Source organism: Amorphoplanes digitatis, from assembly GCF_014205335.1.
Classification (GTDB): Bacteria; Actinomycetota; Actinomycetes; order Mycobacteriales; family Micromonosporaceae; genus Actinoplanes; species Actinoplanes digitatus.
The window spans coordinates 3,691,386-3,712,024 of the sequence record NZ_JACHNH010000001.1 but is presented as its reverse complement, the minus strand read 5'-3'; the positions used below and the strand labels follow the sequence as shown (position 1 = coordinate 3,712,024).

Genomic DNA, 20,639 nt, shown 5'->3' with positions numbered 1-20,639 from the left:
AAATCCGGGTCTTTCAGGATTCTCCCAGCGTGAGCAGGGAATCTTGTGAGGTCATCCCGCTGATTCCCGTATCGGACGCCCGGAGGTCCCGCCCATATGCTGGAGGTCACCGCGCTCGGCTGGACGCTGACCATCGCGGTCATCGTCGCCCTGCTCGCCCTCGACCTGACCCTCGGAGTGCTGCGACCGCACACCGTGGGTTTCCGTGAGGCCACCGCCTGGTCGGTCTTCTACATCGGCGTCGCCATCGCGTTCGGCGTCGTGTTCGGCTCCGTCGCGGGCTGGGACTACGGCACCCAGTACTTCGCCGGCTACATCGTCGAGAAGAGCCTGTCGGTCGACAACCTCTTCGTCTTCGTGATCATCATGAGCACGTTCGCCGTGCCGGAGAAGTACCAGCAGGAGGTGCTGACCTTCGGCATCATCATCGCGCTGGTGCTCCGGGTCATCTTCATCGCGCTGGGCGCGACGCTGCTGTCGCTCTTCTCGTTCATGTTCCTGATCTTCGGCCTGATCCTGATCTACACGGCGGTGCAGCTCTTCCGGCACCGCGACGAGGACCCCGATCCCGACAACGCCGTGGTGCGGGCCAGCAAGCGGATCTTCCCGGTCACCGACGACTTCGTCGGCGGCAAGTTCTTCACGAAGATCGACGGCCGGCGCACCGCGACGCCGCTGTTCATCACGCTCATCGCGATCGGCAGCGCCGACCTGCTCTTCGCGCTCGACTCGATCCCCGCGGTGTTCGGCGTGACGGAGGAGGTGTTCATCGTCTTCACCGCGAACGCGTTCGCGCTGCTCGGCCTGCGCGCCCTCTTCTTCCTCGTGAAGGGCCTGCTGGACCGGCTGGTCTACCTCTCGACCGGGCTGTCGATCATCCTGGCGTTCATCGGCGTCAAGCTGGTGCTGCACTGGGCGCACTCCGACATCAGCACCTCGGTTCCGGAGATCAGCACCCCGGTCTCGCTCCTGGTGATCCTGGTGGTGCTCGTCGTCACGACCGTGGCCAGCCTGATCAAGGTACGCCGGGATCCCGACACGATCGCACACGCCGGCGCCCTGCGTGCCCGCGAGGACAGACCGCAACAGCCGGAGCAGTGACATCCGAAACGGCCCCGGCGACGCTGCCGGGGCCGTTTCGAGTTCGTGGGGCCGTCAGCCGCGACGGCTGCCGATGAGGTTGCCCGCGCGCTGCCGCCCGTAGTCCTGCCGGCTGAGGATCTCGCGGATCTCCCGCGTCTCCTCGCGGGTGTGCCGGGCCAGGATGACGTCGAGCTCGGCGCGCTCGGCCGGGGTCTGGAAGGCCGCGAGCTCGGCGCTGAGCCGGCGCCGGGCGACCCGCTCGGTGCGACGGTCCGCCAGGTTCACGCGAATCCCGCGCAGCTTGGTCCTGAACTTCATGATCGTGTGCGGCGGCCGTGTCTCCGGACACAGCTCAGGCCCGCGGCGTTTCGCCTCGGGCCTGAGCCGTGCTGTCAGGGCGTCAGAGGGTCAATGTCCAGGTGTTGATGTAGCCGGTGTCGACGCTGTAGACGTCGCGGACCTGGAGCTTCCAGGCGCCGTCGCCGGCCTCGGACGACAGGTTCGTCGTGTAGGTCGTGTTGACGTTGTCGGCGCTGTCCGAGCTGCTGCTGTTCTTCAGCCGGTACGCGGTGCCGTCCGGGGCGACCAGGTCGACGACCAGGTCACCGCGGTAGGTGTGCACGATGTTCACCGCGACCGTCGACGTCGAGGACGCGTTGCGCCCGCAGCCGCTGATCGTGATCGTGCTCGTGACGGCGGCGCCCGCGTCCGGGATGGACACGTCCGTGCCGTTGGTGCCGGCGCAGCTACCGCTGGGGCCGCCGGTGACGGTCAGCGAGTAGGTGGCCGTGTGCGTCGCCGAGCCGGTGCCGGTGACGGTGATCGAGTAGGTGCCCGACGGGGTCGACGTCGTGGTGGCGATCGTCAGGGTCGACGACGAGCCGGAGGTCACCGAGGCCGGGCTGAACGAGGCGGTGGCCCCGGTCGGCAGGCCGGAGGCGCTCAGCGCGACGGTCTGCGCCGAGCCGCTGGTGGTGGCGGTGCCGACGGTCGCGGTGACCGACGAGCCGGCGGCGACGCTGCCCGACGTCGGCGACACCGAGACGGAGAAGTCGTTGCCCGGGGTGCCGGTGCAGGTGGCCTCGCCGGTCTGCGCCGGGACGCTGATCGCGGCCCAGGCCGCCTTGACCGCGTTGAACTCGGTGCAGCTCGGCGCGTACAGGTTCTTCGCCGACGCCAGGGTCGCGGTGCGGATGTTGGCGTACTTCCAGGTCGAGGTCTTGGACTGCATGGCGTTGTAGTAGATCTCGCCGGCCTTGCGGATGCCGACACCGGTGACCGTTGTCGAGTTGCACGTCGGCGACGCGGGGCCGCCGGACGGCGCCGAGCCCTCGGCGGTCAGGTAGAACCAGTGGTTCAGCGGACCGGCCGCGGCGTGGACCTCGGTCGACGGGATCGACGTCGACCAGCAGTTCGGGTCCCCGGCCAGGGACGGGTTGTACATGTAGCGGATCGGGCCGTCGCCGACCAGGTCGACCTCCTCGCCGACCTGGTAGTCCGGCGGGTCGAGCGGGCTGTTGGCGTACGCCTCGGTCAGCGCGCCGAAGATGTCACCGGTCGACTCGTTGATGCCGCCGTTCTCGTTACCACTGCCGGCACCACCGGGCGTGGTCTGGAACACCGCGTGGCCCATCTCGTGGCCGACCACGTCGATCGGGGTCGCCTGACGGGTGTTCGCCTGGTTGTGCCCGAAGTTGACGTACGAGCCGTTCCAGTACGCGTTCACGTCGGCCAGCCCGACCCGGATCGGCGGGTTGCTACCCGAGCCCAGGATGCCGTTGCGGTTGAACCACGCCGAGAACATGTCGACCTCGCGCTGGGCGCCCCAGAGGGCGTCGACGCAGGCGGTCTCCAGGTTGGTGCCGGAGCCGGTGCCCCAGGCGTCGTCCGTGCCGGTGTAGGCGGAGCCGTTCTGACCACCGCACTTGAGGCCCGGCCGGGTCGTGTCGGTCATGGAGTACGAGGTGCCGGAGCCCGACGTGTTGATGGTGACGTTGCCGTAGTAGTAGCCGTTGCCGGTGCCCTCGCGCACGTAGTCGACCTGGTCGAGCACGGCGCCGGTGGAGGCGTCGACGAAGATGTGCAGGTTGCTCGGCTTGTTCTGCGCCGTGCGGCCCTCGACGGCCACCTCGTAGGCGAGCTTGGGCGTGCCCCAGGCGAAGACCTTGAGGACCGGCGCCGACGTGCTGTCCACCTTGGCCAGCCGCGCCGTTGCCGTCGCCGCCGCCTGCGCCGCCGAGATCTTCGCCTCGGTGCCCACGGCGATCTCCGCGGTCTGCGCGACCGCGGTGCCCTTGACGGCGCCGGCGGCGTCCGTCGTGACCACCACGTCGCCGCCGACGACCGGCAGGCCCTCGAAGAACCGCGCGTAGGTCACGTATTGCAGGCCACGGGTGCCCTGCACGACGCCGGTGCGCTTGAGGGCGTCGCCGTCGGAGCGGTGCAGCACGCCCTCGGCGGCGGCGCTGTCGACGAGCTGGTCGGCGGAGGAGGCGGCCAGGGCCGCGGGGGCGGGTGCGGGGCTCGGGGCCTGCCGCGGGCCGGCCGTGGCGGGCGGTGCCGCGAACGCCAGGGCCGCTCCGGTGGCCAGGGCCACCGAGGCTGTGATGAGCTTCTTACGTCCCACGCTAGTACTCCTTTTCTCGACCCGGTCAGGGCGAGACCTGGGCTCGGTGTCCCGGGGTCGGGAGGCACCAGGCTGACTTTGCTGTGACGCTATGCATCGATGACCGTCACCGAATCAGGGAAAACCCTTGTCGCTGCGGGGTCCGGCGCCGGCAGGCGGGAGGAGAGCTGGGTGCGCGAGCGTACGCCGAGCTTGCGGTAGACCCGGGTGAGCGTCGCCTCGACCGTCTTGACGCTCAGGTACAGCCGGCCGGCGATCTCCCGGTTGCTGGCGCCGTCGCGGACCAGCCCGGCGATCCGCGCCTCGGTCGAGGTGAGCCCGAAGTCGGCCGGCTGCGCCGTGGTGCCCTCCGTGCGGGCCAGCGCCCGCTCGGTCTGCTCGGTCCACGGCTTGGCACCGGCGGCCGTGAAGATCGCCAGCGCGTCGCCGATGGCCGCCCGGGCGGCCGCGTACCGGCGCCGGCGCCGCTCGGCACCGCCCTGCACGAGCAGCGCGTGCGCCTGCTCGATGGGCTGGTGCAGCTCGGCGAAGTAGCGCGCCGCCGCGGCCGACAGCGGCACCGCCGAGTCGGCGTGCCCGCTCTCCGACAGCACCACGGCCGTCGCCCGGTCCAGGTAGCCGTTGACGCCCTGCGCCACGCCGAGGCGCTGGGCGGCAGCGCGGGCCTCGGCCAGGGTCTCGGCGGCCTCCGCGTGCTCGCCGAGGGCGGCCAGCCCGCCGGCGAGGTCGCCGTGCCAGCGCACGATCATCGGATCGTTGGTGCCGCCCTGTAGGTCGCGCAGCCGGCGCAGGGCGGCCACCCCGGCGCGGGTCTCGCCGGACCGCAGCTCGGCCTGGCCCAGGGCGTGCAGGTTGCGCCGCAGGTAGAGGCTGTCGCCCTCCTGCTCGGAGGCGCGCACCCCGCGCCGGGCGTACCCCGCCGCGGTGTCGAGGCTGCCGCCGGTCAGCTCGGCGACCGCGGCCGTGTACCAGGTCGGCCCGGGGCTCAGCCCGGCCTGCTGCGCCGCGGCGACGGCGCGGTGGGCGTACCGGAGGGCGTCCGGGCAGCGGCCCGCCCGGTTGGCCACCTCGGAGAGGCTGCGCAGCACCTCGACCAGGGCCTCGCCGGCCCGGTCGTGCTCGGCGACGGCGAGCAGCGTGAGCAGCTCGGCCCGCGCCTCGTCGAGCCGGTCGTCCATCATGGCGAACCGCGCCGCGAGATAGCGCGGGCCCATGTGCAGCCAGCCGGGCGCCTGCGGCGCGGGCAGCTCGAGGGCCCGGGCGAGGGTCCGCGTCCACCGCGACTCGCCGCGGATCCGCTGCACCTGGGCGAGCGCGCTCAGCGCCATCGCCGCGGTGCCCGGGTCCCGGGCGCGCAGCGCGGCCGCGGCGGACTCGGCCGCGCAGGTCGCGGCGGTGCCCGGATCGCCGGTGAGCATCGCGGCCCAGGTCTGCCGCAGCCGCACGGGCGCGACGAGCGCGTCGTCGTCGCCGGCCTCGTTGAGCGCGGCGGCGAACATCTCGCCCATGTCGGCGAGCGCCTGTCCGGCCAGGTCGATCAGGACCAGCCGGGCGGTGACCCGGTGCCGGGGCGGCGCGTCGGTGGTGGCGAGCACCGCCTCGGCGGCCCGGCCGGCCAGCGCGGGCGCGCCGGCGGTCGCGGCGGTGCCGGCGGCGGTGACGAGCCAGTCGGTGCGTTCGGCGGCCAGGCTCCGCGGGCACCGGTCGGCGGCGAGCAGGTAGAGCTCGGCGGCCGTGCGGCCGTCGCCGCGGCCCAGCGCGCGCTCGGCGGCGGCGACCAGGTCCCGGGCCACGTCGGCGTCGGGCCGGCCGCTGCGCAGCGCCCGGTGCCGCACGCCGTCGGTCTCGTCGAGCGCCGCGTTGGCCAGCGCGTCGTGCACCCCGGCGCGGCGGGCGGCACCGGCGTCCTCGGCGAGCACGTCGGCCAGGGCCGGCGGCGTGAACCGCACGGCCTCGCCGTCGACCTCGACCAGCCCGGCCGCGGCGGCGGCCCGCAGGTCGCGGTCGGCGTCCTCGTGCCCGGCACGGACCAGAACGGTCCGGGTCGGCTCCGTGGCGAGCGCGGCGACCAGCAGCGTCCCGGCCACCGCGGACGGCAGGGCGTCGATCCGCCGCCGGAGCAGGGCGCGGGCCGCCTCGGGCAGCGCCGCGGGGCGCCAGGCCGGACCCGGCGCGACCGCGGCGCCCAGCTCCAGCGCGAGGAACGGGTTGCCGCCGCTGGCGCCGTGCAGCCGCGACGCGGTGCGGCATGGCAGCCCGCGCGCCTCGAGCAGGGCGGTCAGGGCGTCGGCGTCCAGGGGCGGCACCGGCAGGTCCGCGACGGGCGCGGGGCAGAGCCGGGCGGCCCGGTAGCGCCGCTGTTCGTCGGGGAAGCGCTGCGCGGCGACGACACGCACCCGGGGGCCCGGCCGGCGCCGCATGGCGAAGCCGATCAGCTCGGCGGACTCGGCGTCGAGCCACTGCACGTCGTCGACGACAAGCAGCACGCAGCGGCCGCGGGCGCAGTGCGCGAGCAGGCCCGGCAGGACCAGCCTGCGGGCCAGGGCGGGCGCACCGGCGCGCGGTGCGGTGCCGTGCCGCAGCACGGCGAGGGCGGCGCGGTGCGCGGGCGGCAGGGCGGCGACGGCGTCCGGCGGCAGCTGCGCGACGAGATCGGCGACGCCGGCGTACGGCAGGCGGCGCTCGGCCGCGGCGGGCCGCAGCCGCACGACCAGGTCCCCCCGCGCGGCGGCGGTGGCGGCGACGGCGTCCAGCAGCGCGGTCTTGCCGATGCCCTCGGGGCCGCGCAGGGCGACCCCGCCACCGGCGGCCAGCCGGGCCTCGACGGCCGCGAGGAGTGACGCCCTGCCGAACAGGGCGGTCGCGCCGGACTGCACGCGGGTATCCAGGGCCGTCTCCCCAGGTAGGCCGTAACGAGCGACCTCAGCCTAGGAAGCGCGGCACCCACCCATCAATGCCTGCGCATGTGTCAATTCTTGCTCTTCGTCACATCCATTGCGGTCAGCCGGCGTTTTTGGTGACCGCGGTGGCCGTGACGGTGCCGTCCGCGGCGGTCGCGCCCTGGACGCTTACCGTGTCGCCCGCCTTCACATCCTTGATCTTGCCGGGCTTCGCGGTCCGCACCGCGGTGTCGCCGCCGGTCCGGACCGTCACCACCGTGCCGTCGGCGGTCTCCACATAGATCGTGGTGCCGTCGACGAGCTTCACCTTGCCGGTGGTCGGGCCCGCGGCCGCGGCGGCGGTCGGCGCGGCACCGCCCGGCAGGCCCCCGGTGCCACCGGGGAAGCCGTAGCCGCCGGCCCGCGCACCGCCCGTGCCGGTCCCGCCGTTCGGGCGGCCGGTCGCCGCCGTGGCGCTGGTGCCGTAATGGCGCTGCACCTGTAGGCCGCCGAGGAAGCCGGCGAGCAGCAGGGCGGTCGCGCCGAGCACCAGGGTGCCGCGGTTCCACCAGCGGCGCGGCGCGGCCCGGGCCAGCTCGGCGGCCAGGTCGTCGTCGCGGTCCACTGCGGACGGCTCGGCGCCGACCGGCGCCAGCACCGCGGTGTCGTCCATATGTGTCATCGAAGTCCTCACTCGTAGCGCAGCGCGTCGATGGGTCGCAGCCGGGCCGCCCGGCCGGCGGGCAGGCCGCCGAAGAACAGTCCGATCGCGATGGACACGCCCAGGGCGAGCCCGATGGAGCTGGGCACGATCACCGGTCGCACCCCGACGATCTCGAAGCTGCTGCCGATCAGCGCCGCCGCGACGCCCAGGGCGCCGCCGAGCACGCTCAGCACCGTCGCCTCGATCAGGAACTGGGTCAGGATCACCCGGCGGGGCGCGCCAAGCGCCTTCCGGATGCCGATCTCGCGGGTCCGCTCGGTGACCGTGACCAGCATGATGTTGGTGATGCCGATCCCGCCGACGAGCAGGCTGATCGCGGCGACCGCGCCGAGCAGCGTGGTGAACGTGTCCGCCGTCTCGGTCTGCGTCGCGAGCAGCTGCGACGCGTTCTGGATCCGGTACGGCGTGCTCGACGCGCCCGCCTGCACGTCCAGCCGCTGGTTGAGGATGGTCGCCACCTGCGACTGGACCGCGTCGACCCGGTCCGGGCTCTTCGCCTCGACCAGGATCGAGGTCAGCGCGCCGTACCCGGTGAGCACCTGGCGCACCGCGGAGAGCGGGGCGACCGCGGTGTCGTTGCCGTCCTGGAACCCGGTGGAGCTCTTCGGCGCCAGCACCCCGACGACCGTGAACAGCGCGCCGCCGACGGTGACCTGCTGGTCGATCGGGTCGACGCCGGGGAACAGCTCCTCGGCGACGGTCCGTCCGATCACCACCACCCGCCGGCCCTGCGCCTGGTCGTCGGCGGTGAAGCCGGCGCCGGTGCCGACCGGCGTGTTCGAGGCGGCGAACCAGCCCGGCGTCGTGCCCACGAACTGACCGACCTCGTGATCGGTGCCCTCGTAGGTCACCGTCGCCGAGGCGCTGACCACCGGCGAGACCGAGGCGACGTCGGGCGCGAGCTCCGGATCCGCCAGCGCGTCCGCGATGCCGGGTGTCAGCGCGGTGCTGCTCGATCCGCCGCGGCTGGTGCTCATCACGGTGATCGTGTTGGTGCCCAGCGCCTGGATCCGCTCGCTGATCGCCTGCGCCGAGCCGTTGCCGACCGCGACCAGCAGGATCACCGCCGCGACGCCGATCAGGATGCCCAGCATGGTCAGCGCGGACCGCAGCTTGTTGGCCGACAGCCCGCGCAGCGCGAACCGGACAACCTCGAAGAGACTCATGTGGTGCTGTACCTCCCGGAACGCGCGCCGACCGGGACGCGATCGAGCGGTGACTGGCGTACGTCGGTGACGATCCGGCCGTCGACCAGCCGGACCAGCCGCTTGGTGCGGTCGCCGACCTCGGGCTCGTGGGTGATCAGCACGATCGTGCGGCCGGCGGCGCTGAGCTGGTCGAAGACCTCCAGCACGTCGGCGGTCGAGCGGGTGTCCAGGTTGCCGGTCGGCTCGTCGGCGAGCACCAGCGCCGGGTCGGTGACCAGCGCCCGGGCCACGGCGACGCGCTGCTGCTGGCCGCCGGAGAGCTGGTTGGGCTCGTGCCGGGCCCGGTCGGCCAGCCCGACGATCTCCAGCGCGGCCATCGCCCGCTCCCGGCGCTGCCGCGGCTTGACACCGGCGTACGCGAGCGGCAGCTCGACGTTGGCCAGCGCGCTGGTACGCGGGATGAGGTTGAACGCCTGGAAGATGAAGCCGATGAGGCGGTTGCGGGCCAGCGCGAGCTGCCGGTCCGCCAGCCGGCTCACGTCGACGCCGTCCAGCAGGTACGTCCCCGCGCTGGGCGCGTCGAGCGCGCCCAGGATGTTCATCAGCGTCGACTTGCCGGAGCCCGAGGAGCCCATGATCGCCACATAGTCGCCGCGGGCAACGGTCAGCGAGACGCCGCGCAGCGCGTGCACCGTCGCCTCGCCCGTGCCGTATACCTTGGTGAGGTCGCGGACGTCCAGGACCGGCCGGCTCACCGCGTGCCCCGGCCCGTGCCACCGCTGCCGTTGAAGCCGCCGCCGGGCGGGCCGCCACCGGTCAGGCCGCCGCCCGGCAGGCCGCCGCCGGGGAAGCCGCCGGTGCCGCTGCCGCTGGTGCTGCTCGCCGTGGTGACCACCACCTGCTCCCCGGCGGTCAGCCCGGAGGTGATCTGGGTGGCCTGGTCGCCCTCCAGCCCGATCTCGACGGCGCGTACCTCCTGGACGCCGCCGGCCAGCACGGTGACGGTGTGCCGGTTGCCGACGGTGGTCACCGCGGCCGCGTTGACGTAGACGGCGTCGGCGACCTCGCCGGTGACGACGGCGACCGAGACCGTCTGGCCCGGCTTGGCGCCGGTGGGCACCTTGTCCAGGCTCAGCGTCACGCCGTAGGTCACCACGTTGTTCGCGGTGGTGGCCTGCGGGTCGACGGCGACGACCTTGCCGGTCTGTGCGGTGCCGCTGAGCGCGTTCCAGGTGACGGTGGCGGCCTGGCCCTCCTTGAGCCGGGTCGCGTCGGCCTCGGCGAACGCGGCGGTGACCTGGAGCCGGCTCAGGTCGGCGAGGTCGACGAAGCCGCCGGACGCGGAGGACGACGAGGACGACGCGTCTCCCGTGGACGGCCCGGAGCCGGACGAGGAGCCGGACGAGGAGCTGCCGGACGAGGAGCTGCCGAGGGTGCCGTTGACGGCCACGACCGTTCCGGCCATCGGCGCCTTGAGGACAGTGCCGGCGACCGCAGCCTCCGCCTCGTCGACGGCGAGCCCGGCCTGGGTGACCTCGTTCTCGGCGGACGAGGTGTCGGTGCCGGCGTCCTCGGCGCGGGTGACCGCGTCCCGGGCCGCGTCCAGGTCGGCCTCGGCGGCCGCGAGCGTCCGCTTCGCGTCCGCCGGGTCGACCTTGGCCAGCACCTGGCCCTTCTTGACCTTGTCGCCGACCCGGACCGGGATCGAGGTGACGGTCCCGCCGGTGACGAAGCTCGCGGCGGCCGTCGCGGCGCTGGCCACCGAGCCGTCGGCGGTGACCGACGCGGTGACGGTGCCCTGCCGGGCCTCGACCGTGCGCGTCGCGGCCGAGGCCGCGGCGCCGGCGTCCGGACCGGACACGATCTCGTACGCCCAGTAGGCGCCGGCGACGAGCAGCAGTCCGAGCGCGGCGTTGACCGCCGCCGACGGGCGGCGCAGGGAACCCAGGTGGGGCACAGGCATGACCGACACTGTGGCGACATCCCCTCGGAGAACCTTCGGGTCTTGCTGGGAGCCACCTCGGAACCTCAGCGGGCGTCGTCGCAGGCGTCGGGCAGCAGCACCCGGAAGGTGGCGCCGCGGCCGTCGCAGGGGTCCAGCTCGACCCAGCCGCCGTGGCCGTGCACGATCGCCGCGACGATGGACAGCCCGAGGCCGGAGCCGCCGCCGCGCCCGCGGGTCCGGCTGGAGTCGGCCCGGTACAGCCGTTCGAAGACCCGTGGCGCGTGCACCGCGGGCACGCCCGGTCCGTCGTCGCTGACCTCGAGGACGGCCAGCGGCACCCCCGTGGTCACCGTCCCGGAGCGCACCGCGCCGGCCCGCGGCAGGTGCCCGGCCACCCGGCCCACCCGTACGGTGACCCGGGCGCCGCCGGTGGTGTGCTGGAGCGCGTTCGAGACCAGGTTGGTGGCGACCTGGCGCAGCCCGTGCTCGTCGCCGAGCACGGTCGGCGGCACGAAGGTGTCGGTGTGGTCGTCGAGCGCGGCCAGGCGTACGGGCCGGTCCGGCACCCGGGCGTGCGCGTCCCGGATGGTGTCGGCGGCTATCTCGAGCAGGTCGACGGGCCGCAGCGCGGGCGGCCGTTTCAGGTCGAGCCGGGCGAGCAGCAGCAGGTCCTCGACGAGCACGCCCATCCGGCCGGCCTCGCCCTCGATCCGGCTCATCGTCTCGTCGAGCTGCGGCCCGGGCGGTGCGCCGCCGCGGCGGTACAGCTCGGCGAAGCCGCGGATGGAGGTGAGCGGGGTGCGCAGCTCGTGCGAGGCGTCCGCGACGAACTGCCGCAGCCGCCGCTCGGAGGCGGTCCGGGCGGAGACCTCGGCCTCGATCCGGTCCAGCATCAGGTTGAGCGCGCCGCCGAGGCGGCCGGGCTCGGTGTGCGGGTCGGTGTCGGCGACCCGGCCGGAGAGGCTGCCCGCCGAGATCGCCGCGGCGAGCCGCTCCATCTCGGTCAGCGGGCGCAGACCCAGCCGCACCACGAACGCCGAGCCGGCGCCGAGCAGCGCGAGCATCAGCACGGTCACGCCGACGTCGATGAGCAGCAGCCGGTCGCCGGTCTTGTCCACCTCGTCGAGCGAGGTGCCGATGACCACCGCCCCGCCGGTGCCGGTGCCGGTGTCCGGCACGGCCACCGCGAGCAGCCGCCAGTCGGCGCTGCCGTCGGCCGCCGCGACCGTGTACGGGCGCCCCCGCTCGGCGTGCTTCAGCACCTCGGCCAGCGGCGCCACCGGGGGCCGGGTCGCGTCGGCCGCCGAGCTGCGGGTCGGTTCCAGCGTGCCGTCCGCGGTGTACACGTAGGCGACCTGGTCGGCGCCGACCCGGAACTGCCGGTTCCGGGGCGGGAAGCCGCCGGGCGGCGCCTGCTCGGTGCGCTGCGCGGCGTTGGCGAACGGGCGCGACATGGCCGTGAGCTGCTCGTCGATGCGGTCACCCAGGTAGCTGCGGATCAGCAGCAGGCCCGCGACGTTCGCGGCGATCAGCGCGATCGCGGCGAGCGCACCGACGACGAGGACCAGCCGCGAGCGCAGCGTCCAGTGGCCCCACCGCCGCGGACGCCAGCGGAGCCGCGATCTCACTCCTCGCCGCCGCGCGGCAGGCGCAGGGCGTAGCCGACGCCGCGCACGGTGTGTATCAGCGGCGGATCCGTCTTGTCGATCTTGCGGCGCAGGTAGTAGACGTACGACTCGACGATGCGGCCGTCGCCGCCGAAGTCGTACTTCCACACCCGGTCCAGGATCTGCGCCTTGCTGACCACCCGGCCCGCGTTGATCATCAGGTACTTGAGCAGGTTGAACTCGGTCGGCGAGAGGTCGATCAGGCGGCCGGCGCGGCGCACCTCGTGCGCGTCCTCGTCGAGCTCCAGGTCCGCGTAGCGCAGCACCCCGGCGGCGCCCGGCAGGTCCAGCTCCGGCTGGCTGCGCCGCAGGATCGCCCGGATCCGCAGCACCACCTCCTCGAGGCTGAACGGCTTCGCGACGTAGTCGTCGGCGCCGGCGGTGAGCCCGGCGACCCGGTCCTCGACGGCGTCCCGCGCGGTCAGGAACAGCACGGGTGTGCCCCGCCCCGAGGCGCGCAGCCGCCGGGCGACATCGAAGCCGTCCAGGTCGGGCAGCATCACGTCGAGGACGACCAGGTCGGGCTCGAAGTCCTCGACCGCGATCAGCGCGCCGTGCCCGGACTCGGCGACCCGGACGTCGAACGCGACGAGTCGCAGCGTCGCGGAGAGCAGCGCGGAGATGTTCGGCTCGTCGTCGACCACCAGGACCCGGGTCGGGCGGGCCGGCGAGGGCGGATCGGACAGGGCGACGGAGCCACGCGTATCGGAATGCACCCGGAAGAAATATCAGCGCTTCCTATGAATTTCGTTTGAATACCGTTGGAGCGGGCTGAGCCGGTCACCACGACCGGGCCACGGCCTCGCCCTCGGTCAGTCCGGAAGTGATCTCCGTGTACTGGTCGCCGCGCAGCCCGACGCCGACGGTCACCGGCGCGCCGCCGCGCAGCACGGTCCCGGTGTCGCCCGCCACGTCGTGCACCGCCGTGCTGGGCACCCGCAGCACGTCGGTGGCCGAGCCGGTGGTCACCCGGACCGCCGCGCTCTGCCCGACCAGCAGTTCCCGCGGCGCGTCGTCGAACGACAGCAGCGCGCCGAAGCGGACCATGGTGCCGTCGTCGGTGCCGACCGGGTCGACCTGCACGACGGTGGCGCCGAAGGTCTCACCGGCCCGGTCGGCCAGCGTGACGACGGCCTGCTGCCGCACGGCGAGCCGGTCCGCGTCGGCCTCCGGGAAGTCGGCGCTGATCTGCATGTCGAAGACGTCGGCCAGGGTGACCACGGTGCTGCCGGCGCCCACCTGGCTGCCGACCTTGGCGGCGACCGACAGGATCCGGCCCGCGATCGGCGCGGTGATGGTGGCGCCCTCGAGCTGCTCCTCGGCCTTCTGCACGGCCACCTCGGCCTGGTTGACCCGCTGCCGGGCGTTGAGCACCGCGTCGCCGGAGCCCTGCCCGCCGCCGCCCGGTCCGGCGCCACCGCCGTCGCCGCAGGTCGCGGCGGGGGTGCCGCCCCGGGTGGGCGAGGTCGTCGGCGCGCCGCCGCGGGCGGGCGCCGTCGTCCGGGTGGGCGCGGCGGTCGCGGTCGGCGCCGGGCTGCTGGGGCTCGCCGAGGGGGACGCGGAGGCGGAGGGCGGCGTGGCGTACGCGGCGGCCGCCACACCGCAGTCGGCGGACGAGGCCGGGGACGCGTCGGCGTCCTCCGCCTTCGCGAGCGCGTCCTGCGCCTCGTCGAGGGCGTCGCGGGCGGAGTCGACGGTCTTGGCGGCGTCGGTGTCGTCGATGCCCGCGAGCACCTGGCCGGGGGTCACCATCGTGCCCGCGCGGACCTTGACGCTCTCCACGGTGCCCGCCACCGCGAACGAGAGGCCGCGCGTCTGCGCCGGCTCCACCGTGCCGGTGGTCGCCACCTCGGTGGTCACCGCGCCGCGGTCCACCGCGACGGTGGCGGCCGCGGCCGGCTCGTCGGCGGCGCCGGCGGTCAGCGCGCGCACGGTGCCCGCGGCGAGCAGCAGGACCGCGACGACCGCGGCCGCAAGCCATGCCCACCGCCGGTGTCTCCCGCGCCAGGCGGTCAGGCCGTTACCCATGGTCGGGAAGTGTTGCCGTGCGTCCTCGCCGCCGGCTCGGTCCCACCTCGGAGTTGCCTCGGAGCCGGTCCGGGCGGCGGTTCATAGCGGATTCCGAGCGGCGTCCGACGTTGCGGCGAGGTGGGAGGGCTTGCGTGGTCGGTCGTATCCGCGTCAGACAGGAGAGACCGTGCCGAAACTCAGAAACACGTCACCCCGCCGGATCGCGGGGCTGGGTCTGGTGTCCGTGGCGCTGCTGTTCGCCGCGACCGCCTGTGGCGGTTCGGACGACGCCGGCACCGGCGACGGCGGAGGCGGGAACACCGCGTTCGCCGCGTACACGGACTGCCTGAAGGAGAACGGGGTCACGATCACCATGCCGTCGGGCGGGCCCCGGACCCGGCCGTCGGGCGCGCCCGGCGGCTTCCCGTCGGGTATGCCTCGGCCCTCGGGCAGCGCCGGGCCGGGCGGTGCCGGGTTCCCCGGCGGCGGCGGGTTCGGCCGGCCCTCGGGCGTCGACGACGCGACCTGGGAGAAGGCGCAGTCCGCGTGCGCCTCGCTGCGGCCGAGCGGCGGGCCGGGCAACCGGCCGGGCGGCGGCAACCGCGGCGGGATGAGCGCGGCCTACCGCACCTGCCTCAGTGATCACGGCGTGACCCTGGACCGCAGCGCGCCGGCCACGAGCGATCCGGCGGTGGCCAAGGCCGTCGAGGCCTGCCGCGCGCTCGCGCCCAGCGCGCCGCCGGCCGGCTGACCCCCTGCGCCCCGGCTCCTCGACTAGGGCCGGGGCGGCAGGTCCTGCACGTCGTGCCAGCGGTCGGCCGCCGGATCGTCGCGGCGCTCGGCCTGCTGCTGCCGGCGGCGGCAGGCGACCAGGTGGCTGGCGAGGATCGCCGGCGGTCCGCCCCGGACGCAGAGGTCCGCGCCCGCGGTCAGCACCCCGGCGACCAGCGCGCCGGCGGCGGCGTCGTCGACGAGCGCGACGATCCGGGTAGTGGCGGGCAGCGCGGCCCGCGCGGCGCCGACGTCCTTGACGGTGGCGCCGCTGACGACCACGATCTCGGCGTCGAGCGCCCCGCCCAGGTCGCCGGGGTGGCGCAGCGACCAGCCGAGCGGCAGATGCTGGGCGAGCCCGGCGACGCGGCCCTCGTACCCGAGCACGGCGACCACCGGCCGGCCGGGTCGCGGGTTCAGGTTCGGCAGCGGCACGGACGTGGAGTTCGGCATGAGCATTCGATTCGTCTCGTTGAGGTTCAGCTGCAGCAACATGTCCGCTTCCCCCGGTTCCGGTCGGTTACCTCACCACCCTTCGCCGCCAGGCTGGGGCCACCATGGGCGCCAGCTGTGTGTCTGTTGGCAGTCTGCGGCGGGCGCTCCTAGGGCGCGATGCCGTGCCGCAAACGTTTTCATCCGCGTCCGGAAACGTCACAAGCATTCGACCGTCATCTATTGACAACCGTCCGCAATGGATTTCACACTCTCCGCAGCACGCCGACTCCCTTCCCGGACGTCGCGGAGGCATCGATGGCGGTAACGATCAAGGACGTGGCCCGGGTGGCCGGGGTGTCGCCGTCCACGGTCTGCCGCGCGCTCTCGACGCCGAACCTGGTCCGCGACGAGACGTGCGACCGGGTCCGGCGCGCGGCGGCCGACCTCGGCTACTCCCCCAACCGGGCGGCCCGCGGGCTGATCACCGGGCGCACCGCCAACATCGGGCTCATCGTGCCCGACCTCGGCAATCCGTTCTTCCCCGGCGTCGTCAAGGGCATCCAGGCGCGGGCCCGCGAGGCCGACTACGCCGTGTTCCTCGCCGACACCGACGAGGACCCGGCCGCCGAGACCCAGCTGGTCCGCACGCTCGCCAAGCAGGTCGACGGCCTCGTGCTGTGCTCGCCGCGGATGAGCGAGCAGGAGCTGCGCGGCTTCGCGGCGGAGACGCCGCTGGTGATGCTCAACCGCCGGGTCGGCCGGCTGCCGGCGATCACCTTCGCCAACGTGGACGGCATGCGGCAGGCCGTCACCCACCTCACCGCGCTGGGCCACCGGCGGATCGCGTACGTCGCCGGGCCGCGTACCTCGTGGTCCAACCGCGAACGCGCGCGCGGCCTGCGGGCCGCCGCCGCGTCGGCCGGCGCCGCCCTCGTCGAGGTCGGCCCGGTCCTGCCGCAGTTCGACGGCGGGGTGGCCGCCGCCGACCCGGTGCTCGCCGCCGGCGTCACCGCCGTCATCGCCTACAACGACGTCATCGCGCTGGGCCTGCTCAGCCGCCTGCACGCGCGCGGGATCGCCGTGCCCGCCGAGATCAGCGTGATCGGCTTCGACGACATACCCATGGCGGCGATGGTGCACCCGTCGCTCACCACCGTCGGACTGCCCATGGAGAGCTGCGGGCGGGCCGGCGTCGACCTGCTGCTCGGCCTGCTCCAGGACCCGGCCCGGTACGGCACCACCCGCCGCGAGCTGGGCACGCACCTGATGGTCCGCGGCTCGACCGGAGCGCCGCCGAACGCCTGAACTCATCTCCTCGAGAAAGGCCTCCCCCATGCCGACACCCGCCCGCCGCCGCGTCACCGCCGTCGCGACCGCCGCCCTGCTGCTGCTCGCCGCGTGCAGCGCACCCGACTCGGGCGGATCCGCCCTGGACACCGACGGCGAGGTTCCCGCCAAGCCCGGCAAGGCGGTGACCCTGAACATCCTCGACGTCGCCGGCAACCTCCAGCTCACCCAGCCCATGATCGACGACTTCGTGAGCAAGAACTCCGGCGTGATCAGCAAGGTCACGTACTCGAAGTCGCCGGCGCCGGAGCTGGTCGGCAAGGTCAAGGCGCAGCAGAACGCCGGCCGGGTCGACATCGACCTCGTGCTGACCGGCGTCGACGGGCTCTCCGCCGGCATCGAACAGGGCCTGTGGAACCCGCTGCTGACCAAATACGGCGACCGGCTGCCCGGCGTACGGGATTATCTGCCCGGGGCCGCGGCCATGCAGCGGCTGGCCGGGGACTCCGGGGTGACCGTCACCTACTATCCGTCCGGCCCGCTCATCGAGTTCCTGCCGGCCAAGGTGCCGAACCCGCCGCGGAGCGCGGCCGAGCTGCTCGCCTACGCCAAGGCCAACCCCGGCGCCGTGCAGTACGCGCGGCCGTCGAACTCCGGGCCGGGCCGCACGTTCCTGATGGGCCTGCCCTACCTGCTCGGCGACTCCGACCCCAAGGACCCGGTCAACGGCTGGGCCAAGACCTGGGCCTACCTGGCCGAGCTGAACAAGTACGTCACGCTCTACCCGTCCAGCACCGGCGAGACGATGAAGAACCTGGCCAACGGCTCGGCGAAGATCATCGCCTCGACGACCGGCTGGGACATCAACCCGCGGGTGCTCGGCACCGTGCCGAAGGAGGCGGCGATCGGCACCCTGGAGGGCTTCCACTGGGTGACCGACGCGCACTACGCCGTCGTGCCCAAGGGTGTCTCGACCGACAAGCAGGCGGCGGTCCTGCTGCTGCTCGCGCACATGCTCACCAAGGAGCAGCAGGCCAAGGCGTACGACAAGGGCTACTTCTACCCGGGCCCGGCGATCAAGGACGTCGACCTGTCGATGGCGCCGGCGGAGAGCCAGGCGGCCATCAACGAGTTCGGCCGGCCCGAGTACACCGCGCTGATCGCCGGTAATCCGCTCGAGGTGCCGCTCGGCTCGAAGGACCTCGTCGCCGCGTTCGACAGGTGGGACCGCGAGATCGGCGGCGCGAAGGTGTCCAAGTGATCGGACAGTTCAACACCCTGCGGCTGGACGGGGTCAGCCGCAGCTTCGGCGGCCACGAGGCGCTCGCCGGGCTGGACCTGACGATCAAGCGGGGCGAGTTCATCGCCCTGCTCGGCCCGTCCGGCTGCGGCAAGTCGACGGCGTTGAACTGCCTGGCCGGGCTGCTGCCGCTGACCCGCGGCAGCATCTGGCAGGACGAGGCGCGGCTCGACGTGCTGCCGCCGGAGCGGCGCGGCTTCGGCATGGTGTTCCAGAACTACGCGCTCTTCCCGCACCTGCCGGTCCGCCGCAACGTCGCGTTCGGCCTCCAGATGCGCCGGGTACCCCGCGCGGAGATCCGCCGCCGGGTCGACGAGGCGCTGCGCCTGGTGCACCTGGAGGACCAGGCCGGCAAGCTGCCCGGCCAGCTCTCCGGCGGGCAGCAGCAGCGGGTGGCCATCGCCCGGGCGGTGGTGCTCGAGCCGTCGCTGGTGCTCATGGACGAGCCGCTGTCCAACCTCGACGCGAAGCTGCGGCTGGAGATGCGCACCGAGATCCGCCGCCTGCACCAGTCGCTCGGGCTGACCACCGTCTACGTCACGCACGACCAGGAGGAGGCGCTGTCGCTCGCCGACCGCCTGGTGGTGCTGCGCGCGGGGCGCGTGCAGCAGATCGGCACCCCCGAGCAGCTGCACACCGAGCCGGCCAACTGGCACGTCGCCGACTTCATGGGCTACCGCAACCTGCTGCCGCTGCGCGCCGGGCCGCGCCGCGGCGCCGGCATCGTCGTGGAGCTCGAGGGCCGCGAACTCGTCGGCACCCCGGTGGACGATCCCGCGCCGGGCAGCGAGGTGATGGCCGGGATCCGCCCGGAGGACCTGCGGATCGGCCCGGCCGACGGCGCGGGGGTGCCGGCCGTGGTCGAGGTGGTCGAGTATCAGGGCCGCGAGGTTGCCGTCGAGGCGCGCACCGAGGGCGGCGTCCCGCTCAACCTGCGCGCGGCCGACCGGCCGGCGGTCGGCGACCGGATCACCGTCACCGTCGAACCGGCGCGGCTGCTGGTGTTCCCCGCCGGCGGTGGGCGATGACGGCCGTCGTCGACACGGCCCGGCCAGCGCTGCGGCACCGCCTGGCCGAGCGCGGCGTCGACCGGCAGCTGCTCCTGCTGATCCCGGCGGCGCTGTTCGTGGTCACCCTCTTCATCTACCCCTTCCTGTACGGCCTCGGCCTGTCGTTCCAGCCGGTGAAGGGCGGGCCGCTCGGCGCGTACCGGGAGTTCTTCACCGACGCGTACCTTCGGGACACCATCGCCACGACGCTGGGGCTGGCGTTGCCGGCGGCGCTGCTCAACGTGCTCGCGTCGGTGCCGATCGCGTACCGGATGCGGGGCCGGTTCCGGGGCCGGCGGCTGCTGACCACCGTGCTGGTCGTGCCGATCACCCTCGGCACCGTGCTGACCGCGCAGGGCCTGCTGAACTTCCTCGGCCCGACCGGCTGGTTCAACCGGACCCTGCTCAGCGCCGGCCTCGTCGACGCGCCGGTGCGCCTGACCAACAACTACTGGGGCGTCTTCTTCTCGCTGATCATCACCGGCTTCCCGTTCGCGTTCCTGCTGGTGCTGTCGTACCTGTCGGGCATCGACCCCAGCCTGGAGCGTGCCGCGGCGACCCTCGGCGCCGGGCCGTGGCAGCGCTTCCGGCGGATCACGCTGCCGCTGCTGGCGCCCGGCCTGGCCACCACGTTCTGCCTGACGTTCGTGCTGGCGTTCAGCGTGTTCCCGTCGGCGGTGCTGGTCGGCGACCCGTCCGGCACCACCCGGGTGATGTCGATCGCCGCGTACGACGCCGCGTACGTCCGCTACGACTACCCCCTCGCCTCCGCGGTCGCGGTGCTCATGGGACTGGTGGAGCTGCTGGTCATCGCGGCGGTGCTCGGGTGGCGCGCGCTGCTCTACACCGGGTCGACGGCGGGAGGCAAGGGCTGATGGCCGCACGGCGCAGGATCGTGGCCACCCCGGCGGCCTGGCTGGTCTGGGGCGCGGTGATCGCGTTCTTCATCGTGCTGGCCGGGGTGATCAGCTCGGTGGTGGTGAGCTCGTTCGGCACCCGGTGGTTCGACACCTGGCTGCCGGCCGGCTGGACCACCCGGTGGTACGGCCAGTCCTGGGAGGAGTTCACCCTGCTGCCGGTGCTGATCGTGACGCTCGAGGTGTCGGCGCTGGTGGTCGGCCTCTCCCTGCTGATCGGCGTGCCGGCCGCGTACGTGCTGGCCCGGCGGGCTTTCCCCGGCCGCCAGCTGCTCTACCTGCTGTTCCTGCTGCCCATCCTGATGCCGCCGATCACCTACGGCATCCCGCTGGCCACGGTGCTCTACAAGTACGGCTTCGCCGGCAACCTCTCCGGGGTGGTGCTGGCGAACCTGGTGCCGTCGGTGCCGTTCGTGATCCTGACCATGACGCCGTTCATCGAGCAGATCGACCCGGCGGTCGAGCGGGCGGCGCGGATGTGCGGCGCGAGCACCCGGCAGGTGTTCGTCCGGATCCTGGCGCCGCTGCTGGTGCCCGGCATCCTGGCCGCCTCGATCCTGGTGCTGGTCCGCACCGTCGGCATGTTCGAGCTGACCTTCCTCACCGCGGGCCCGGACTCGCAGACGCTCGTCGTCGCCCTCTACTACTCGATGTCCGCCGCCGGCATCCGCGCCCAGCAGTCCATCGACGCGATGGCCGTGATCTACACCTCGATGATGCTGATCCTGCTCGTGCTGGCGCTGCGCTTCGTCAACCCGACCCAGCTCGTCGCCCGGGTACGCGAGGACGGGGACTGAG

General features: G+C 73.7%; 18 protein-coding genes. 7 read left to right on the top strand and 11 right to left on the bottom strand.

Annotation, left to right across the window (positions count from 1 at the left end; genetic code table 11):
• The first annotated feature begins 96 nt into the window (after positions 1 to 96).
• A complete protein-coding gene (locus tag BJ971_RS15990) occupies positions 97 to 1,101 on the top strand; it encodes a TerC family protein (RefSeq protein ID WP_184993892.1) in 1,005 nt (334 codons plus the stop codon).
• Between the two features lie 54 nt (positions 1,102 to 1,155).
• On the opposite strand, the gene BJ971_RS15985 is transcribed toward BJ971_RS15990, so the two are convergent.
• From BJ971_RS15985 to BJ971_RS15940, 10 genes are all read right to left on the bottom strand, one after another.
• Entirely contained in the window at positions 1,156 to 1,401 is a 246-nt protein-coding gene (locus tag BJ971_RS15985; protein WP_184993890.1) for a hypothetical protein, read from the bottom strand.
• Positions 1,402 to 1,483: 82 nt separating this feature from the next.
• Positions 1,484 to 3,709 (bottom strand): M4 family metallopeptidase, encoded by a 2,226-nt coding sequence (locus BJ971_RS15980; protein WP_239087211.1) that lies wholly within the window; start codon positions 3,707 to 3,709, stop codon positions 1,484 to 1,486.
• An 89-nt stretch (positions 3,710 to 3,798) separates the two neighbouring features.
• Complete coding sequence (locus BJ971_RS15975; protein WP_184993888.1) at positions 3,799 to 6,585, bottom strand: LuxR family transcriptional regulator; 2,787 nt, start codon at positions 6,583 to 6,585, stop codon at positions 3,799 to 3,801.
• 124 nt (positions 6,586 to 6,709) lie between these two features.
• The gene (locus tag BJ971_RS15970; RefSeq protein WP_239087212.1) at positions 6,710 to 7,261 is read right to left on the bottom strand and encodes a hypothetical protein; all 552 of its coding nucleotides are present in this window, start codon (positions 7,259 to 7,261) and stop codon (positions 6,710 to 6,712) included.
• Between the two features lie 17 nt (positions 7,262 to 7,278).
• On the bottom strand, positions 7,279 to 8,478 hold the full coding sequence (locus BJ971_RS15965; protein WP_184993884.1) for an ABC transporter permease: 1,200 nt from the start codon (positions 8,476 to 8,478) through the stop codon (positions 7,279 to 7,281).
• The gene (locus tag BJ971_RS15960) at positions 8,475 to 9,215 is read right to left on the bottom strand and encodes an ABC transporter ATP-binding protein (protein WP_184993882.1); all 741 of its coding nucleotides are present in this window, start codon (positions 9,213 to 9,215) and stop codon (positions 8,475 to 8,477) included. The genes BJ971_RS15965 and BJ971_RS15960 overlap by 4 nt, the downstream gene beginning before the upstream one ends.
• On the bottom strand, positions 9,212 to 10,423 hold the full coding sequence (locus tag BJ971_RS15955) for an efflux RND transporter periplasmic adaptor subunit (RefSeq protein ID WP_184993880.1): 1,212 nt from the start codon (positions 10,421 to 10,423) through the stop codon (positions 9,212 to 9,214). Before BJ971_RS15955 ends, BJ971_RS15960 begins: the two co-directional genes overlap by 4 nt.
• Before the next feature lie 65 nt (positions 10,424 to 10,488).
• Positions 10,489 to 12,033 (bottom strand): sensor histidine kinase, encoded by a 1,545-nt coding sequence (locus tag BJ971_RS15950; RefSeq protein WP_184993878.1) that lies wholly within the window; start codon positions 12,031 to 12,033, stop codon positions 10,489 to 10,491.
• Positions 12,030 to 12,788, bottom strand: a complete 759-nt coding sequence (locus BJ971_RS15945; protein ID WP_275411351.1) for a response regulator transcription factor — start codon at positions 12,786 to 12,788, stop codon at positions 12,030 to 12,032. The genes BJ971_RS15950 and BJ971_RS15945 overlap by 4 nt, the downstream gene beginning before the upstream one ends.
• Positions 12,789 to 12,852: 64 nt before the next feature.
• On the bottom strand, positions 12,853 to 14,100 hold the full coding sequence (locus BJ971_RS15940; RefSeq protein WP_184993876.1) for an efflux RND transporter periplasmic adaptor subunit: 1,248 nt from the start codon (positions 14,098 to 14,100) through the stop codon (positions 12,853 to 12,855).
• A gap of 169 nt (positions 14,101 to 14,269) precedes the next feature.
• On the opposite strand from BJ971_RS15940, the gene BJ971_RS15935 reads away from it, so the two are divergent.
• Positions 14,270 to 14,833: a hypothetical protein gene (locus tag BJ971_RS15935; protein ID WP_239087213.1), complete on the top strand. Its 564-nt coding sequence runs from the start codon at positions 14,270 to 14,272 to the stop codon at positions 14,831 to 14,833.
• 23 nt (positions 14,834 to 14,856) lie between these two features.
• On the opposite strand, the gene BJ971_RS15930 is transcribed toward BJ971_RS15935, so the two are convergent.
• Positions 14,857 to 15,348 (bottom strand): hypothetical protein, encoded by a 492-nt coding sequence (locus BJ971_RS15930; RefSeq protein ID WP_184993874.1) that lies wholly within the window; start codon positions 15,346 to 15,348, stop codon positions 14,857 to 14,859.
• Positions 15,349 to 15,603: 255 nt separating this feature from the next.
• Here BJ971_RS15930 and BJ971_RS15925 point away from each other — a divergent pair, with 255 nt between their 5' ends.
• Genes BJ971_RS15925 through BJ971_RS15905 form a run of 5 tightly spaced genes read left to right on the top strand, consistent with a single transcriptional unit; the run spans position 15,604 to position 20,638 of the window.
• Positions 15,604 to 16,593 carry a LacI family DNA-binding transcriptional regulator gene (locus tag BJ971_RS15925; RefSeq protein WP_184993872.1) on the top strand — a complete coding sequence of 330 codons (990 nt, stop codon included), beginning with the start codon at positions 15,604 to 15,606 and terminating at the stop codon, positions 16,591 to 16,593.
• Between the two features lie 28 nt (positions 16,594 to 16,621).
• Complete coding sequence (locus BJ971_RS15920) at positions 16,622 to 17,836, top strand: extracellular solute-binding protein (protein ID WP_184993870.1); 1,215 nt, start codon at positions 16,622 to 16,624, stop codon at positions 17,834 to 17,836.
• Positions 17,833 to 18,903, top strand: coding sequence for an ABC transporter ATP-binding protein (locus BJ971_RS15915; protein ID WP_239087214.1), 1,071 nt, complete (start codon positions 17,833 to 17,835; stop codon positions 18,901 to 18,903). The genes BJ971_RS15920 and BJ971_RS15915 overlap by 4 nt, the downstream gene beginning before the upstream one ends.
• On the top strand, positions 18,900 to 19,799 hold the full coding sequence (locus tag BJ971_RS15910) for an ABC transporter permease (protein WP_184993868.1): 900 nt from the start codon (positions 18,900 to 18,902) through the stop codon (positions 19,797 to 19,799). The genes BJ971_RS15915 and BJ971_RS15910 overlap by 4 nt, the downstream gene beginning before the upstream one ends.
• Complete coding sequence (locus BJ971_RS15905; protein ID WP_184993866.1) at positions 19,799 to 20,638, top strand: ABC transporter permease; 840 nt, start codon at positions 19,799 to 19,801, stop codon at positions 20,636 to 20,638. The genes BJ971_RS15910 and BJ971_RS15905 overlap by 1 nt, the downstream gene beginning before the upstream one ends.
• Position 20,639 lies beyond the last annotated feature (1 nt).

Excerpts from the sequence above, each read along its gene's own strand:
- BJ971_RS15970 (WP_239087212.1), bottom strand. The coding sequence starts at position 7,261 with ATGGACGACACCGCGGTGCTGGCGCCGGTCGGCGCCGAGCCGTCCGCA.
- BJ971_RS15925 (WP_184993872.1), top strand. The coding sequence starts at position 15,604 with ATGGCGGTAACGATCAAGGACGTGGCCCGGGTGGCCGGGGTGTCGCCG.
- BJ971_RS15905 (WP_184993866.1), top strand. The coding sequence starts at position 19,799 with ATGGCCGCACGGCGCAGGATCGTGGCCACCCCGGCGGCCTGGCTGGTC.
- BJ971_RS15985 (WP_184993890.1), bottom strand. The coding sequence starts at position 1,401 with ATGAAGTTCAGGACCAAGCTGCGCGGGATTCGCGTGAACCTGGCGGAC.
- BJ971_RS15930 (WP_184993874.1), bottom strand. The coding sequence starts at position 15,348 with ATGTTGCTGCAGCTGAACCTCAACGAGACGAATCGAATGCTCATGCCG.
- BJ971_RS15910 (WP_184993868.1), top strand. The coding sequence starts at position 18,900 with ATGACGGCCGTCGTCGACACGGCCCGGCCAGCGCTGCGGCACCGCCTG.
- BJ971_RS15920 (WP_184993870.1), top strand. The coding sequence starts at position 16,622 with ATGCCGACACCCGCCCGCCGCCGCGTCACCGCCGTCGCGACCGCCGCC.
- BJ971_RS15965 (WP_184993884.1), bottom strand. The coding sequence starts at position 8,478 with ATGAGTCTCTTCGAGGTTGTCCGGTTCGCGCTGCGCGGGCTGTCGGCC.
- BJ971_RS15940 (WP_184993876.1), bottom strand. The coding sequence starts at position 14,100 with ATGGGTAACGGCCTGACCGCCTGGCGCGGGAGACACCGGCGGTGGGCA.
- BJ971_RS15990 (WP_184993892.1), top strand. The coding sequence starts at position 97 with ATGCTGGAGGTCACCGCGCTCGGCTGGACGCTGACCATCGCGGTCATC.
- BJ971_RS15955 (WP_184993880.1), bottom strand. The coding sequence starts at position 10,423 with ATGCCTGTGCCCCACCTGGGTTCCCTGCGCCGCCCGTCGGCGGCGGTC.